This is a genomic window from Catenovulum sediminis, from assembly GCF_007289895.1.
Classification (GTDB): domain Bacteria; phylum Pseudomonadota; class Gammaproteobacteria; order Enterobacterales; family Alteromonadaceae; genus Catenovulum; species Catenovulum sediminis.
Window position 1 is genome coordinate 82,906 of sequence record NZ_CP041661.1, and the last position, 18,352, is coordinate 101,257.

General features: G+C 40.9%; 11 protein-coding genes and 1 pseudogene. 3 read left to right on the forward strand and 9 right to left on the reverse strand.

What is annotated here, in order from left to right; genetic code table 11:
- The first annotated feature begins 185 nt into the window (after positions 1-185).
- The 3 genes from FNT16_RS17955 (at position 186) to FNT16_RS17965 (ending at position 2,814) form a co-directional block, all read left to right on the forward strand.
- Entirely contained in the window at positions 186-782 is a 597-nt protein-coding gene (locus FNT16_RS17955) for an FGGY family carbohydrate kinase (RefSeq protein WP_143873138.1), read from the forward strand.
- A 74-nt stretch (positions 783-856) separates the two neighbouring features.
- On the forward strand, positions 857-1,576 hold the full coding sequence (locus FNT16_RS17960) for an acetate and sugar kinases/Hsc70/actin family protein (protein ID WP_143873140.1): 720 nt from the start codon (positions 857-859) through the stop codon (positions 1,574-1,576).
- A gap of 50 nt (positions 1,577-1,626) precedes the next feature.
- Positions 1,627-2,814, forward strand: coding sequence for a rhamnogalacturonan acetylesterase (locus FNT16_RS17965; protein WP_185976790.1), 1,188 nt, complete (start codon positions 1,627-1,629; stop codon positions 2,812-2,814).
- Between the two features lie 91 nt (positions 2,815-2,905).
- Here the strand turns inward: FNT16_RS17965 and FNT16_RS17970 are convergent, their stop codons facing one another.
- The 9 genes and pseudogenes from FNT16_RS17970 to FNT16_RS18005 form a co-directional block, all read right to left on the reverse strand.
- Positions 2,906-5,461 carry a glycosyl hydrolase 115 family protein gene (locus FNT16_RS17970; protein WP_185976791.1) on the reverse strand — a complete coding sequence of 852 codons (2,556 nt, stop codon included), beginning with the start codon at positions 5,459-5,461 and terminating at the stop codon, positions 2,906-2,908.
- Between the two features lie 553 nt (positions 5,462-6,014).
- On the reverse strand, positions 6,015-6,473 hold the full coding sequence (locus tag FNT16_RS17975; protein ID WP_143873146.1) for a nucleoside deaminase: 459 nt from the start codon (positions 6,471-6,473) through the stop codon (positions 6,015-6,017).
- Between the two features lie 299 nt (positions 6,474-6,772).
- Positions 6,773-7,081 carry a hypothetical protein gene (locus FNT16_RS17980; RefSeq protein ID WP_143873148.1) on the reverse strand — a complete coding sequence of 103 codons (309 nt, stop codon included), beginning with the start codon at positions 7,079-7,081 and terminating at the stop codon, positions 6,773-6,775.
- A gap of 257 nt (positions 7,082-7,338) precedes the next feature.
- A pseudogene (locus FNT16_RS21170) lies at positions 7,339-7,564 on the reverse strand (IS91 family transposase); the annotation flags it as partial.
- A 76-nt stretch (positions 7,565-7,640) separates the two neighbouring features.
- The gene (locus FNT16_RS17985) at positions 7,641-9,509 is read right to left on the reverse strand and encodes a sulfatase-like hydrolase/transferase (RefSeq protein WP_143873149.1); all 1,869 of its coding nucleotides are present in this window, start codon (positions 9,507-9,509) and stop codon (positions 7,641-7,643) included.
- A gap of 7 nt (positions 9,510-9,516) precedes the next feature.
- Positions 9,517-12,744, reverse strand: a complete 3,228-nt coding sequence (locus tag FNT16_RS17990) for a glycoside hydrolase family 2 TIM barrel-domain containing protein (protein ID WP_143873151.1) — start codon at positions 12,742-12,744, stop codon at positions 9,517-9,519.
- A 110-nt stretch (positions 12,745-12,854) separates the two neighbouring features.
- Complete coding sequence (locus tag FNT16_RS17995; RefSeq protein WP_143873154.1) at positions 12,855-14,777, reverse strand: DUF5060 domain-containing protein; 1,923 nt, start codon at positions 14,775-14,777, stop codon at positions 12,855-12,857.
- 12 nt (positions 14,778-14,789) lie between these two features.
- The gene (locus tag FNT16_RS18000; protein WP_246072571.1) at positions 14,790-16,778 is read right to left on the reverse strand and encodes an arylsulfatase; all 1,989 of its coding nucleotides are present in this window, start codon (positions 16,776-16,778) and stop codon (positions 14,790-14,792) included.
- A gap of 129 nt (positions 16,779-16,907) precedes the next feature.
- On the reverse strand, positions 16,908-18,329 hold the full coding sequence (locus FNT16_RS18005) for a DUF1501 domain-containing protein (RefSeq protein WP_143873155.1): 1,422 nt from the start codon (positions 18,327-18,329) through the stop codon (positions 16,908-16,910).
- Positions 18,330-18,352: the final 23 nt, after the last annotated feature.

An 18,352-nucleotide genomic window follows, 5' to 3' on the forward strand; every position in this document is an offset into this window, starting at 1 on the left:
TTATTACAAACAAACAAACTCAAAAACGTTCATTGTTTTATATAAAGGGGTACTAAGTATTGCGATCTGTATACTCAAAATAGATATTTAATGGGCACTCAAGCGGAGTCTGTTATATTTTTGTGTCAGCAACTGACAGGCGATCACTAACAATAAAAACAAGCTGAAAAATAGGAAACGGCGATATGTATACTTTTATTTTCGATATAGGTAAAACCAACATCAAAGGACATGTATTAGACCCATTAGGTGACTCAGTTTGGAGTGACTCGATGGAGAATTACAGCATAAAAGGTAAAGATTATAACTATGTTGATGTTATTGAGATAGAAAAATGGCTATTAACCACGCTACGCAGAACAACTCAGTTATATGATATTACAGCGATAAATGTCACTACGCATGGAGCCTGTGCAGTACTATTAAATCACGAAGGTAAGTTATGTCTGCCAGTAATGGATTATGAATGCGACATCGTCGAAGAAATATCAGCAGACTATAATAGTGTGCGACCTGATTACCACAAAACTTATTCCCCCAACTTATCCATGGGGCTTAATTTGGGTCGTCAACTTTATTGGCTAAAGCATAAATACCCTAAACAATTCAAACAAACGCACCTTGTATTAATGTATCCTCAATATTGGGTTTGGCGACTGACAAACATTGCTATTACTGAAGTTACATCGCTTGGCTGTCATACCGACTTATGGTATCCACAACAAGCAAGCTACTCATCGCTTATTGATACATTAAATATTCGACATGCGATGCCCCCCTGAAAGAAGCTCAGGCCGAGATAGGAATTCCAAGCGAAACCGTTCGCTCACAGACCGGGTTGTCTGAAAACTGCAAAGTGTATGCAGGAATTCATGATTCTAACGCGAGTTTTGCCCGTTACTTGTCAAATAACCAAAAACAACCGTTTAACGTTGTTAGCACAGGAACATGGATTATTACCATGGCGATGGGTGCTGATTTAAAAAACCTGAGTGAAGATAAAGACATGCTGGCCAACGTCTGCATCTTAAATACCCCAGTTGCTTGTGCTCGCTTTATGGGTGGACGGGAATTTGAACATATCTGTCAGTTGACTGGCGCAAAAATAACAGATCAGGTCAGCAATTCTGACATTCAAAAAATTATCGACAATGAGATTTACGCATTGCCTGCATTTGAAAATAACAGTGGTCCATTTAAAGGGCATCCGGCAAAAATAACGCGTAACCCACATAATGGCAAAGCGCTAGCGACATTATACTTAGCTTTAATGATTGACTTAGAGCTTTCATTATTATCTGCAACTGGAGATATCATATTTGGCAGCACATCAAAAAAGAATCCACAAATGTGCCAAATAGTTGCACAACTTAACCCACAACAAAACATTGTTTTATCCGGTGACAGTGCAAGTACCGTAAAAGGGGCATGGATTATGACACGCTGGTCAGATTGGCGTCAGCAAACCGACATAAAAACTCAGATAGCAAAACCTCTGGGCCTTGAAAATTTAGCCGCATATAAAAATAAGTGGTTACAACAACTCAAAGTAACAAATCAGGAGATATGTTTATGAGATTATGTATTATTTGCTTTAGGCTACTTGCTTGCATTGCAAGTGCATTAATGTCAGCGTCACTTTATGCTTCTGAGATATTTGATATCAATTTCGACAATCTCAGTCAACCAAACAACTATACCCAACGGCGCGGGTTTGGTTTAGATAGTTTTGCTAACAGCAATGAACACGCCTTTTCGGTAAAAATACCCGAAGGTCATTATAAAATAAAACTCCAAGTTAAAGGCAAACAATCGTCAACAGAGTACCTCGTTTTCAGTGAAGACAGACGAGTGATGACAACAACACGTCAAATCAATAAAAACGAAATACAACATTTGGAATTTTACGTTAATGTTAAATACCCCAACTTAACTCAAGCCGAGCACGATGCAGATAACCAGCCAAGTGTCAGGTTAAGAGGTGATGAACATATATCCAGAAACTGGGATGAAAAGTTGACCATTTCATTGTCAAATAGAAATGTTGAATTTCACAGATTGCAAATAGAGCCGACCAACACGGCAAAAATTTTATTGGCAGGCGACTCAACCGTTGCCGATCAAGCTTCGCATGACTACGCGAGTTGGGGGCAATTTTTACCGGCTCAGATAACCAACAGATTGGTTATCAACCATGCAAGAAGCGGAGAAACCCTAAAATCATTTATTTTTTCACTGCGTTGGGACAAATTGTTAAGTCAAACACAAAAAGACGATATTGTATTAATTCAGTTTGCCCACAATGATGAAAAGAAACAGTGGCCACGCACCTATTCGGCAGCAGACGGTGCCTATCCTGCGTACTTACAAGCCTTTATCGCAGATGTTCGGCAAAAAGGCGCTTTCCCAATATTAGTGAGCCCAGTCGCGCGCCGTATTTACAACACACAAAATGAATTGCTAAATACCCATGCGGGATATGATCGGGCTGTTAGGGAGGTGGCTGAAAAAACGCAAGTTCCGATAATAGATCTAACCGCACACACCACACATTTGTATCAGTATTTAGGCCATAATCAAGCCGCCAAAGCATTTGCTGCCGGTGGTAAAGATAAAACACACCACAACCATTATGGTGCCTGGTTAATTGCAAATTTTGTCAGCCAGCAATTAAAATTAATTTACCCTGAATATATTCAATTGTCTGATAGGTTATTTAATCTCGCTCAACCGCCTCTGCCGGCCGAAAAAATATATAGTCCGTCACTTTGGCCTGACATGCGTCCGGTTAAAGTGTCTATATCCGGATCTTAACGTTAAAACGCTCAGCGCAAGCAATAGTGGTTGGCTGAGCAGCACATTTTTGGGTGGATGTTAACGAGCCTAGCAGCCACCCACCTGATTTCTAGTAACAACTTTTATCTGTCGCCGGGTAAATCATAACTTGGTCAAATACGATCCCCGTTTGATTAACAGCAAATTTTAGTTCATGCGACAGATTTGGCTTATCTATGGTGATGTCAAAATGTCTGACGAGTGCATTGCTCAAAACACCTTGCTTCCACGCCTGTGTTCTGCCTTTCGTATTTAAATTAACTTCTGATATTTTTTGATCATCTAAATACAAGGTAACTTGATGATCAAACTTATTAGCGTGTGTAGGCAAAGTTCGCAGCTCTACAATATACTGCCCGGCGTTTTCAACATTTAAGCGATAGGTTAAATTGGGTTTACTTTCATGAAAGTACTGTTGCGTGAATGGAAACAAAGTTACCGCCTGTTTGGCGTTCCCTAACCCTTCAATTAATTTCCAACGGTAATCTTTAGCAGACTGTTGGTTTGCAAAATCAGACGCATTTATTACCCATATATTTTCGATATTGCAGTCCAGAGTTTGGAGTTTCTGCGGAACATTAAAATCAGGCGCTTTAAACGCTGGTAAATTTCTCGGAGCCATCGACATCATATGCTGCCATTTACCTTGGCTGGTTTTCCGGTTGTAGTGTTCTGTTAAGATTTCTATTTGACGATAAGCTTCTGTCGATAACAACTTGAAACGTGCTTTGTCGTCTGCATTTTTAGCATAAGCAAACAAATCACGATAAAGAAATTTAAAGTTCATTAACGCCGCCCCTTTAATCGGGTATTCGATTAGTTGAAACCAAGCATCACGGTGAGTCGACGCTATTTTTGTGCTTAAGCGTTCGACTTCTTCGACCAAGCGTTGATATGCATTAATTCGCTGCTCAATTTGCTCTTTAGAAAAAGCCGTTAACTGTGTTTGAGTCGTTGGCTCTGTTTGACTCCACCCCATAAATTCGGGTTTTCGTTTATGCGCCAAATGATAATGTTGGAGCATTACCTCGCTGACCTCACCGCCAATCAACTGGCCAAATTCACGTTGAGCCCAGGCTGTTAAATGAGATGATATTGAACTGGCGTCAACGATATTAATATTCCAAGCTAAATCAAGAAAAAACTCCGTTTGATATTCTGCCGGCTTAATATCACCCACATTTACAATCCATATTTTCTGTGCGCCGTTTTGATATGCTTTATTCATTTCATACCAAATTAAAGCAGGTGATGTTGTGCTCAGCCATAAATAATCGTGTGGTCGTCCCCAATAACTAATATGATAATAAACACCACTGCCACCTGCTCTTTGTTGCTCCATTTCATTACTTAAACGGCGGATATAGCCATAGTTATCGTCTGTCCATACCAAGGTGACATCATCTGGTATTTGTAATCCATTGTTATATAATTCAAGTACTTCTTTGTAGGGAATAAAAACTTGAGGTATTTCTGCCAACGGTGCACTTATTTGTTGATCAAGCATTTTTCGCTGTTCGCTAATAATGCTATCTAATAACCTTATCCCTTCACCAACAGATTTAACACCTTGCATTTTACTATCGTGTACACCGCGCATCCCGAGTGTAAAAATAGATTTGTTGTTCGAATCTTGTACTTCTTTTACTCTGTTTAACCAATAACGCTTTATTTGGGGTGCGTTTGTCAGATAATTGTATTCTCCCATCGTTGATTTATCCCACTCTCCTACATTATTGCGTAACATAGGTTCGGCGTGCGAGCTACCAACATAGATATGATATTTACTCGCCATTTCTTGATTACCGGGCACGGTAAAAAACGCTTGTGTGGTATCGTGCATAGCGGGCCAAATTGTGTTGGCTTTTAAACGCAACATTAATTGAAATATTTTTTCGTAAGTTTTGGGTCCAATATCATGCACATCTGGTTCAAAGGTTTTAGCTGCCCAAGGTTGTAAACCCCAATCTTCATCATTTAAAAATATGCCGCGATATTCTACCGACGGTGCAGCATAAATACCGCTTTCCGGTAAATGTAAAACCAGTTTGTCTTGCCTACGGTTATGCACATCCGCCCACCATTTCCATGGTGATACACCCAGACGCTCTGCTAATTCAAATATCGCATACACAGTGCCTCTGACGTCACTACCACTTACAACCAGTTGGTTTTGCTGTCGCATAATTGAAAAGTTTTCCCACTGTCCGATTAATTTTTTCCGCACCTCTGTGGGTAATAAAGCACTACCATCAAACAAGTCATCACTTATCTGTCCAATATAGATCCCCGCCCCAGCCTGATACGCTGTAACAGGCTTGACTGATAGTGATTGTCCAGACAATTCGTGTACATCCTGCACAAAAGTTTCAACTGCCCATAAAATCAAAGGGTCTGATGCTGCACTAATATAAATAGTAGGTTGATGGCTTGCAGAAGCCACCACAAAGCCATCAGTAGAATGTGTTACCTTAACCTTCTCTGTCATTTTTTTAGAATCAACTGAATCTATATTTTCAGATTGACCTTGCAGATTACAACCAGACAGACAGAAAAAAATGGCAATAATAACGAGCTTGCTCGTTAGACGTTTGCTCAGTATTTTTACTACTTTTTGTATTTTCAAGCTCACAGCTCCCTTTAACATGAATTACAAGAATAACTAAAACATCAACAAAATAACCATAATAAATCAACATAAACCCATATAAAACCAAAAACAACCAATATCAATCATTAAGTGAGAAAAAATATAAACATATTAGGTAAAGGCGTCATTCCGCACCTAGTTTTTAATTAATCTTGGTGTTTTTTCTTCAGTTGATCGCATTATTTCAAAAAGCCTTGACCTAGATCCCAGATCTTGATCTATTACTCTCTTTTGAGAGTGCTGCCTAAAGTACTAAACAAACTGAGAGGAACAGAAACTGACATGAAAACAATGTGTTAAAAACATCGAACGAAAGCGGTCTAGTGACACTCGCCTTGAAAAAAGTCAGCCATGACGACAAACCTATTTATTTCCTTATATAAGCAGAACTCAACACCGGGCTTGTGGCGTGCAAGGATGCACTAATGCCATGACTGCAGGACGCAGAGAAACGGTCCAACAATAGGATTAAGTTGCGGCTGCGCGCAACATATCCTTATTTATTATGTACAGCATGGCTAAACAAAATTTAACCACTTAGATGGTGACGACAATTATGTTTTTGTACGTAATGATTTAGTAGGTCTTGAGACTGATGCGCTAAAACACCTGGTACGACGTTTTGGAGCTTTTTATAATAGTATTCATTAGTTTTTAAAGCATCAATAGCCCCAACATATTTGTCTTGAGCTCCATACACCAACTGAGCAATACCTACATTAACCAAAGCTCCGGCGCACATCGCACAGGGCTCTAACGTAGAGTAGATAACTGCTTTTCTTTTGTTTCTAACTAGAATATCTGTTACACGCTGTATCGCAGACATTTCCGCATGCATTAGATCACTCTTTAAAGAATCAACTTCATTATGCGCTTTAGAAATTACCTCTTCATCTAGAACTATACACGCACCAATAGGAATATTTCCTTTGTCTAAAGCAATCTTAGCTTCAGATAAAGCGATCTCCATATATTTTTCATGTTTCATTTAGATATTTCTCTACATGGACAGTCATGGTAGAACGCCCCATTACACCTAATACCAATCTACCGCGATCAGCCGTTTGCTGACCCGTAGTGGTTTAATTTAAAAATAGCCTAACATATCTTTAAACCCATGCCAGTTAAAACTCTGTCTTTGACTGCGGCTATTTATTTCCTTAATAAGCAGAACCCAACACCGGACTTGTGACGTGCAAGGATGCACTAATGCCGTGACTGAAGGATGCAGAGAAACGATCCAACAATAGGATTAAGTTGCGACTTCGCGCAACATATCCTTATTTATTATATTTTGTTTTGCACGACTCTATCGTGATATGAAGTAATTTGGTCATTCACTTCACGTAAACTTGTATCTAAATCGGCAACTTTTTCTCGAACAGCTTGCATTCCACTGGAACTAGATGGAAGTGTTTCTGCCAATTTATACTGATGTTCTATAAGCTTCAGATAGTGCTCTTTCATAGCTAGTAGAGCATTAAGTCTACCAATGTCGTTCGCTCGCTTTGCTTGATTGGCTGACCACCTCGCATATAAAGCAGATAGACTTCCCGCGACTAAAGCTATAATTGATACCAAAAGAGAAGTTTCCATACGCTTAAGTTCCAATAAAAACATAACGCTTAGTATTCATACACACCTAGTTTGTGTGAATGAATCATTTGTTGAACGGGCAAACGACACTGTTGTTTGCATTTTATCAATCCATTTAATTTGAGTTTGCGCGTTAAATTAGCTGCAATTTAAGCTAATTTAGTCGTTTTTTGCAATTTTATTTTTAATATGCACAGCAAGGTCTGTGCCCAACCCAACACGCTTTGTTTTTTATTGATTTTATTACCTGTCAGTTTTTAGCCTGTTAGTATCGGCTCTATTAACTTTCGGCTTGGCATTAAATACTGACCAGTTTAAGTTCGCCTAATTTGCAATTAGTGCAGGGCCAATGCTTTTCTTTGTCTGGCTTTGGCTTTGGCTTTGGTTTTACTGTGCTGGTTTTCTCTGTTTTATACTGCGCTTTTATCCATTTTACTTTGCGCCTGCACACGCATTGGCTAAAAAACCATAGTGGCGCACTCGCTCGCATACCCAGCAAATAATCAACAGACTATTTGCTAGGTATGTTTAAAACGGAATGATTGCAACCTAAAGTGTGTTAATGAACTTGAATGGTGATTTTGTCCTGCACTCCTTGAGTTAAAAATTCAACTTTACGATTGTCTGCCATCGGTTTGGCATCGTGCCAAGAGTAAACTGAAATTTCGACTTGACCTTTTTGGTGTGCGGTTATTTCGCCAAATTTATTGATACTGGCAATGTTTGGATCGCTTGAATGCCAGATAACCCCATCGCGGGTTGTATTCAAAGGGTATACCTGTGCGTCAATATCAAAGGTTTCACCAACAGACATGACCTTTTTATCTGCAATAATTTTTACATCAGTAACCGCTTTAATTTGCCGTGCATCGACGACGCTTTTTAAGCGCAACATGGCATCATATTGCTCTGGCGTTAAACTTTGTAAATCTAAACCAGAATAACGGCGCACACCAAATCTAAGCTCAACAAAACGTTCGCCTTGCGTTTCGTATCTGTCGGTTCGTAAATCGAAAAAGCGCCCTTGCGGGTAATAAACACTGGGCCCGTAATATTTGAAGTTTTTGTCAAACGCGAATCGAATTTTACGCGGGTCGTTTATTTCATCATAAACACCATTACCAATATACCAGCTGTAAATATGCGATCTGTGCTCGCTGTTTTTCCCCATTATTTGCGGCCAAAAACTAATGCCATCTGGTTTAGTTTCTTCGGGTACGGGTGTGCCTGTCGCTTCTAACATTGTCGGTAAAACATCGGTTAAGTAGGTTAAACCGTCATAACTTCTCACACTATTCGCATTGTTTTGCTGATTAGCTGCTGGCACTGTGCCGGGCTGATTAACAACCATACCGACATGCAACCCCGTATCTGCATTGCCACCTTTACGCGCCGGATATACAGAGCCGTCTGGCATTACATGATGGAATATCTCTTTTGTACCGTTATCGCCCATCACAATAATCAGGGTTTCTTCCCGCAGGTTCAGTTCATTTAACTTATTAACGACCTTACCTATCAATTTGTCTGTATATTCGATCATATCTACTATGTATTTGGGATCATCACCTGTATGGCCGTTTCGACTATGTGGTGTTTCATCAAAATTATCAAACAAACTATTGGGTTTAGTATCCGGTGTTGGTTTGTGATCATCATGTACTAACGCCATTGGATAGTATAAGAAAAATGGATTTTGCTGGTTCTGTTCAATAAATTTCAGCGCAGCACGATTATACATATCCGGCCCGTACCAACGTCTGCCCGTTTCTGGATCGACGTCAGTTCGCCCTTCATAATTGGTTATTGTGCCATTTTCAACTAGATTAGGATTGATAAAACGCTGCCCTTCGGTGACAACATCAAACGCTAAATAATCATCCCAGCCAAATTCTGATATATATTTTTCACCCGGGATCTGTTGTGTGCCCCGTGTTTGTTTCCACTTTCCATACATGCCCGTGGTGTATCCAGCACGCTTAAAAATATCGCCGAAAGTGATATCCGAATGGTGCTGTGATTTTGGTTTCAAATAATTACGGTCGTTTTGTTTACCGCTCATCAAGGCGATTCGTGTATTTTCACAAATCGGATGGGTAAAAGCATTTTCAACCCGTAAACCGGTGCGCGCCAATTCATCAATATTTGGCGTTGCAAAAGTCATATCTTCAAACTGACCTCTTGCAGATCGGATTATATTTGAGCCGTACGTTGTCATGCCGTAATGACTGAGATCATCAATCAGTATCAATACCACGTTAGGTTGTTTACCGGCTTTTACCAGCGGGCTTTGCCACTTTGCTTGATATTCAGCCGATTTAGTTTGTTCATTTTTAAGCTTTTTATCAGCAAACTGATGGTCGGCAGAATTTTGACTGCAGGCCGCTAACAACGCGGCGGTGCAGATAAGTGATAATATTTTTTTCATTTTGTCCTCACTTAAAACTAACAGGCGATAAGGTAAATGAATACTCATAGTCATCTGCCGGAATCTGATATTGTTTTATGGGTGCCGCTTTAGCGCTCCACGAATCAATACCGCCCACACCTGCCTGTTTAAAGTCGATATTTAAATAATAAGGCGCATTGTCAGATAGCTCATAAGTATGTGTGGCAGCATCAAGCTGTTCAGTTGACCAAGGCAGTACACTAAAGCTTAATGGTGATTCACCTTTTACCTGCATACCTTTACCGGTTGAATCTACCAGCTTAAACCAGTGCGTGCCGGTTCTTAAACCCTGTTCTTGCGGGCGTACGTAAGGTGCCAGAAACTCAGTAATTTTACCTGAGTAAACTTGTGTCATCGCGCCTTGATTGCGATCAGCATAGTTTTCAAACGGGCCTTTACCATAGAAGCTTAAATTCATTAATTGTTTGCCGGTTTTAGCGTGCATGCCAACACGCGGGATAGAAGGTAAGCTTTTATCTGCTTTCAATTGATAATGCACTTTAATTGCACCATCTCCAGTGACTCGGTAATGAATATTCAATTTTAATTTATTACCGTGCGAAAACTCGGTGGTTATCTCAACTTGGTTTTGTGCAACTGTGTTGTAGTCAAACTGAGTTAACTTAAGCGATTGTGCTGCGGTTTTCCAAAAACCCAGTGTTTTGTCAGTTTTCCAACCCAGGCGATCATTGTCTGTTTGTGCTCGCCAAAATTGTGGTTTTAATGCATCGGCTATCACATTGACTGGTTTTCGGAAACCTTGCACTTGATACGATTGCAAATACCCCGTAGAGGTATTAAACCGAGCGGTAAACGCCTTGTTTTCGATAACTAAATCTGTTCCATTTTGCGTCACTGAAAGAGGCTGATAATCTGCATTATTAAGCGCTTTTTTAGACCAAGGCAGTTTAAACTCTTCTACCGCAACCGAGTATCCAGCGCTCGCCCATTTAGTGTCTGCTTTCAGATTTAGTGACAATTGCAAATAATAATGCGCGCCCGCAACAATCTCAGGTTTTGTAAATGCAATTTTCAGCTTAGCTTTTTCGGTGGCCGGAACATTTAAATCATCCACTTTACCTTGCTGAATTGTTTTGCCGTTTTCTTGCAACATCCAGCGTAATTCGTAGTCAGAAAAATCAGCAAAAAATTGTCGGTTCTGTATGGTTAGTTTACCGCTTTCAATGTCATTGGCGGTAAATTTAACCGGCTGGAACACATATTTGGCTTCATACATAGGCGCTTTAGGTTGACGGTATGAATCAACGATACCATTGATACAAAAGTTACTGTCGTTTGGCTTATCACCAAAATCACCACCATAGGCTAAAAAGGTTTTTCCATTGTCAGCTTTTTTCTCTATACCTTGATCAATCCAGTCCCAGATATAACCACCAATTAAATTATCGTGTGACCAAACCATATCCCAGTATTCAGCCAAGTTACCTAATGAGTTGCCCATAGCATGTGCATATTCACACATTAATATCGGGCGTTTAATATACGGGCTGTCGGCTAAACCTTTTAATTGTTCAAGTGAAGGGTACATGCGGCTAATCACATCGACAAATGGTGGATCAGTCGGGTTGGCTAAATCCGTATAACGTTTAGCAAATGCATCTGGCCCTGCCCAGCGACTTGTCATAGGTACGTATTCAGGATGTGTCGGGTCACCTTGTGCCCCTTCATAATGAATAAATCGGGTTGGATCATAATCTTTTATCCAGCCTGCAGCCGCGGCAAACCCAGGACCGGTACCGGATTCGTTACCCAAAGACCAAGATATAATTGACGGATAATTTTTGTCACGCTCAACCATATTGACAATGCGTTCCATAATCGCATGTGTCCACATCGGTGAATTGGCGAGTTTGCCTCCCACACCATGGCTTTCAACATTAGCTTCGCCCATAACATATATGCCGTATTCATCAGCAAGCTCATAAAAATAAGGGTCATTTGGGTAGTGTGCGGTGCGCACTGAGTTAAAGTTATATCGTTTTAACAGCAGGATATCTTGCAAAATATCATCCCGGCTTAGGGCTTTACCTTTTGTTGCGTGATGATCGTGGCGGTTTACACCGATTATCTTGATGCTTTGACCATTGACTAATACCTTGCCGCCTTCAACAATTTTTACGTCTCTAAAACCGACTCGGGTACTTCTGGATTCAACCAAGTTGCCATTTTTGTCTTTTAACGCCATCACTAAGGTATATAAATGAGGCGTTTCTGAAGTCCACAGTTTAGGATTTTTGACCAATGCCGATAGTTCATCAAAACGGAAGTTATCACGCTGAGGATAAGCAACCGGAGACAATTTACTGGCCGCTATTTTCATTGTGGGTATTGTTTTTTGCGCATCTTCATCAAACAACGAAACTTCTAACTGCCAGCCATCAATATTGATTTTATTGGGGTTATTAATATCCGTTTTTACTTGCAGGTGCGCTTCTTCATAGGTGTTTTTAAACAGGGTACGCACTGCAAAATCGCGAATAGAAACTTTAGGCTCAGCGAGTAATAATACTTCTCGATGAATACCGCTTAATCGCCAGTGATCCTGATCTTCTAAATAACTGCCATCACTCCAGCGAAAAACCTGAACAGCAATTTGGTTTTGGCCGGCTTTTACATATTGGCTGATATCAAACTCTGCCGGCAATGCGCTGCCTTGACTATAGCCTACTTGCTGACCATTTACCCATAAATAAAAAGCAGATGAAACCCCACCAAAATGCAAAATCAAGCGTTTATCTGACCAGTCTTGCGGTAAATTAAATGTTTTTAAGTATGAACCGACTGGGTTATCGCGTGTGATTTTTGGTAAATCAACCGGAAAAGGATAAGTAGAGTTTGTGTAAATGGGCTGTCCAAACCCCTGTAATTCCCAGTTGCCGGGTACCGTTATATTTGCCCAGTCTGTAAATTCTGCTTTATAGAAGTTAAGCGGGCGAACACTATCGTCTGCGGCGTAATGAAATTTCCAAGTGCCATTTAAGTTTAAGATTTGCGCCTTGTTTCTGTCTCGCTTTAACGCACTGTTAATGTTGGTATAAGAATATGAGGTCGCTCTGGCGGGCAGCCGGTTAATTTGTGTAACGGCTGGATTTTCCCAATCATTGATTGCCAAAGCGCTAAAAGACGCGAGCAAACTACCGGCCGTTATGCTGCATACCGCAGCTAAACGGCTAATTCGTTTTATTATTTTCATAGAAGGTTACCAAAAGATCGCTTACAAATATCAATATTTACACATGCAGCAATTAAATCATATATAAATCTTAATATCCATATTTGATAGCAATTTCTTTTACAAAACCGTCAATGAAGTGTTAAAAGTTTAAACTCGAGCGCCCAATCGGTTGATTTTTCAGTTAATAAGTTAACCAGCTTTAGTGGCTGTCCATTTCGAATTTCAATGGTTTGCGCTGCATTTTCCCATTGACCTTTTTTCCATTGACCTTTACGGGGTGAATAAAGACGAAGCGCGTATTGACCATCAGGTAGATCAAATGCCAGTTTTTCGTCCCAACCGCTTGGTAAATACACCAGTGCCCTGTCAGCTGTCTGAGTCGTTAAACAATATGCCTTGCTGTTAAATCTCGCTGAACAAAAATAATTTAACTGGTGCAGATCGCTTTGTTCAAAAAATTGTTTCGCATACTTAGTTTGTTGCCAAAGCTTATGACGCGAGCGCCAATCTTCAGCGTTTAAATCGTTATGGGCAAACCGGTAACCAAAATACCATTCTATCCCGCTGGCTTTTTTAAACATTGAAGGCCATAAAACTTGGGTGCGCATATCGTCATGCGTTGGATTGTCTGCATCGGGTCTTGCACCTGTATGCCAAATACCGATTTCATCCATGGATATTGCCCATTGATGGCCAGCAGCAAGGGATTTATCACGCCAAATCTGAATATCACGTGCTGCTCGATGCGGCTGATCCACTTGCAAAGAAATACCATCAATACTCACTTCGCCTAACAAACCGGTTAATGTTTCTTCTTTGTGTTTTGCGCTGGCATGGCTATGGACTAATACAGGGTGGCGATATGGGTCATTCTTTTTAATAAAACGCGCCATTTGTTTAACCTGCTCGGGAGTTTGCCCGTTTGGTGACCACTTTACCGGGCCATTTTCTTCGCCTATGTTCCAGATTATGCCGGGAAAATGTGCAAATCTGGCAATCATTTCGCGTAAATACAAGTTGCGCTGATCGCCCATATCACCATTGTCTAATAACAATTCGTTTTCAGTTTCCTGCAAAATAATATGCATCAACAAACCTTTTTCCTGCATATGGGCAAATACCGCCTGCCATTGCTCTAGTTTGCTCACATCAAAACGGTTAAAAGATGTATGATCTAAGTATGGCCAGCTGTCTTTACCGTCGCCACCTATATTCATAGTGATGAAATAAACCGAATTCATATCTTGCGCAGCTAAATAGTTAAGCGCGCCAACAAGGCCTTTTCCTTTACCGTTTTGCCACGTTAAATCTCCGCTTTGCCAGTCTTTTATATGCGGTGCATATTGGTGTAATTGTTTATCTTGCGCTTTACCTTCGTCTTTTGTGTCAGGTTGTATTCGGTATGTGCCATCAAAATCCTGATAGCCAAGCAGGTTTTCCGGGCTGTTCGCACCCACTTTTAAAACGGGCTGATTATCTATCGATGAATAAAAGTAACCGTTTTGCACGGTTAAAAAGCCAATTTGTCGATTTGCTTTGTTTGCTTTGTATGCTTTATTTGCTGCTGTGTTCGTTGAAACTTTCTGCTCGCTAACCCAAAAGCGACCTTGCAAACCGTCAAATGCAGTCGCTTCCCCTTCAATTAAATTGTTTGATAAAGCGATGTTTTCTCCGCTATCAAAATGCACTTTATATTGCCATTGACCCGTTAGCTGCGGGGTAAACTTAACACGCCAAATATTGCCAGCTTGTGCAGACGTTTCGCCGGCATTCCCATCAGCTGCATAATAACCCCGCACTATCTTTTTTTGTTGGGGGTGGATGAATTCAACCAATACGCGGTAATCGGTAAACGGATTAAGCTGCCCGTTTTCCTGACTGTCCGGCCCTGTAATATCCAAAGTAAAGGTGTCTAATTTGGCAATTTCAGGTTGTGCTGTGCCAATAGAAAAATTTGCACAAGCACTGAGCCCCAAGGTTGCACAAAAAAGAATTAAGCAAGAAAGCAGTTTGCTATTGTTTACCCATTTTTTATCGTCATTTGTAAACATGTGTTTTCCTTTTTAGTGACCTAAATATTCTATGTATAGATAAAACGCGGCTTTTTCATGCGTTAACTGTACCCGGTCGTTCGTAAACCAAGCGCTCACTTTCTGTTGTCCAGCTTGTGCATCAACAACTATCTCGCAGTAAGATGCTCTGCCATAGACGTTTTCAGTGTAGGTTTTATCACCTAGTTTTATAGCACAATATTGGGTGTTTATCGGTGTACCTGCCGGTTTGTCATGATAATAGGCACGAATTCGATAGCGCCCTGATTGCTCGACATTAATATACCAAGGCAAAGCTGTGTATTTGTCTTCTTCGCCTAACCAGTGTACATAGTCATATTCGGGCGCAGCTGGCTGATGTCCAATAAACCAAGGCACGGGCTGCCCTTTCGGCACCTCCATCCAATCCATGGCATTTAAGCGAGCCGGATTTTCTGCTGGGTTACCAACGTTAATAAATCTGTCTTTAAAACCAGCTTGCGCCAGTGCAGCAAACCAATTTACACGCGTTTGATTCATCTGTTGTGCGATTTTTATCATCTCACTTTCAACTTGCAGATTAGGTTTATCTTCGTGATTAAAATTTAACCCTTGTAACAAATTCTGTTTTTGTAATGGGTCTTTTTCAATATGATAAAGTTCGGCTTTTTGCCCACTTGTAATGTAACGCCATGGGCCTTTTAATACTGCGGTTGGCCTTTTGATACTCGGGTCATATACTCTTTGATTCGTGACAACCACGCTGCGGTTTTTTAATGCGGGTTGCTGTCCTTGGGTTAACAAAGGTTTTAAGCTAACCCCATCTATTTCGCTGTCGCTGACATTACTGCCAATTAAATCTAATAAGGTTGGCAATACATCATAATGGGCGGTTAATTGGTTAAAGTTCTGCTTTTTTAAATTTCCATTTGGATAATAAATTAAAAAAGGTACTCTATGCCCACCTTCATATACCTGACCTTTGTAGCCAGAATAGCCGTTGTTAGGCACCCAGTTCGGAAATTTTTCCGCAATTTTTTGCCCACGCGGCGTGAGCTTGCCACTGTGAGTGGGGCGATAAGAACTGCCATTATCTGTCATATAGATAAATATTGTGTTCTCTTCCTGACCTGTTTTTCTTAATGTTTCTCTTAATCGTTCAACTTGCTCGTCAATGTAGGTGATCATGCCGTAAAAGGTTGCGACCTCATTGGATAACCCCATATCTTCATACTGGCTGACATATTCCGTTGGCGCTCGATACGGCCCGTGCGGTGCGTTAAGTGCAATATAGGCAAAATAAGGTTGCTCTTGTGGTTGCTGAATAAAATTGATTGCTTCGTCAAACCACACTTTAGTTGCATAACCTGAAAAAAACTCCGGCTTACCGTTACGATAATAAACATCATCAAATTGCGTATTGCCCCAATAATCCGGTGTTTGTCCAACGCCGCCACCGCCGTGTATGACGGATAAATCAAATCCTTGATCTTGTGGCCGATACGGATAGTTATCGCCTAAATGCCATTTGCCGAAAATTGCGGTTTGATAACCATTATCTTTAAGTTCTTCTGCTAATGTTTGATGTTCTGGCCCCAGCATATAGCGGCCCAGAATGGTATGCCAGACGCCGGCTTTTAATGAATGTTTACCCGTTAATAAAGCCGCACGTGTCGGCGAGCAGGTTGGGTCAACATGAAAATTGGTTAAAGCTGTCGATTGTTGCGCAAGTTTATCTAAATTAGGCGTTTTAATAATCGGGTTTTGGTTAAAGCCAATATCTCCTATCCCTTGATCATCTGTCACAATTAACACGATATTCGGTTTTTGTACGTTACTTTTTCTAATATGGGCTGCATTGTTATTTGCGCTGGAGTTGCGACTATCCACGCCGGAATGAGCCGTGCCAGAATTAGCCACGCCGGAATTAGCCGCGTTGACCGGTATATTTAAACAGGCTGCCAGACAAACCAGCAGGCTGGTTATCATCCATATCTTAAATTTATTATGATTTTTGTTCATTTTTACTCTGATTTTTTCTAGTTATTCGGCATTCAAACTGCACTTTATTTATATATGGATGTTACATTTTAAATACAATTCCGTAAAGTCTAAATGCCGAATTTCAGAGTAAAGTTATGCGAGTGAAACCTATGCCAATATATCTTTGATGATCTTGCCATGTACATCGGTTAAACGAAATCTACGCCCTTGATATTTAAAGGTTAATTTTTCGTGTTCGACCCCCATCAAATGCAGCAAAGTGGCTTGAAAATCATGAACATGGACAGGATCTTTAGTCACGTTATAGCCAAAATCATCCGATTCACCATAACTCATACCCGGTTTCACACCGCCACCGGCCATCCACATCGTAAAACACCCCGGATGATGATCGCGCCCATAGTTGCTTTCGGTCAGTTTTCCTTGCGAGTAATTAGTTCGGCCGAATTCTCCACCCCAAACCACTAATGTGTCGTCTAATAACCCGCGTTGTTTTAAGTCAGTCACCAAAGCAGCCGAAGCCTGATCGGTTTTTTCACACTGGTTTTTAATGCCTCCCGGCAAATTGTCATGCTGATCCCAGCCTTGGTGGTACAATTGTATAAATTTGACGTTTCGTTCAGCTAAACGACGGGCCAGTAAACAGTTCGCAGCATAAGTGCCCGGATTACGCGAATCTGGGCCATATAAATCAAACACCCAATCTGGCTCGTCTGAAAAATCAGTGACATCTGGTACGGAAGATTGCATACGTTCGGCCATTTCGTACTGGGCAATACGTGATTTAATTTCTTCATCATGCCACTTAGCATATTCTGCTTCATTCAGCTTACGCAAATGCTGCATCAAATCTTTACGTATACTCAAATCTAAACCTTTCGGGTTATTTAAATACAATACAGGTTCTTTTCCCCCTCTAAATTGCACCCCCTGATGAATTGACGGTAAAAAGCCGTTACCCCATAAACGCGAATATAACGGCTGGCCACCTGAGTTTTTTGAAACCATCACAATAAACCCCGGTAAATTCGGGTTATCCGTGCCAAGTGCATAATTCAGCCACGCACCCATGCTGGGGCGACCCGCTATCGGAAAGCCGGTTTGTAAAAATGTAATCGCCGGATCGTGGTTAATTTGATCTGTGTGCATTGATTTAACAAAACACAAATCGTCAACGATTTTAGCCGTGTGTGGTAATAACTCACTGACCCAAGCACCGGATTCTCCATGCTGATTAAAATTATAAATAGAGCCGGCCAAAGGCAGTGACGATTGCTGCGCACTCATACCGGTTAGAACCTGATCGCCTCTGACTTCAGCGGGTAATTCCTGCCCCTGCATTTTGTTCAACAATGGTTTGTAGTCAAAAGTTTCTAATTGAGATGGCCCGCCACTTTGAAATAAATAAATCACACGTTTGGCTTTGGCCGGTTTATGCGGCGCACCTAAAATACCGTTTGAAGCTAAACCGGATAAATCTTTCGCCATCGCGAAATTAGGTACCTGTGATAAAGCTGCAGCGCTTAAACCACCCGCCGTATTACGTAAAAATTGTCGTCTGTTCATCATCTTTTTCCTGCAGTCTGACTTTA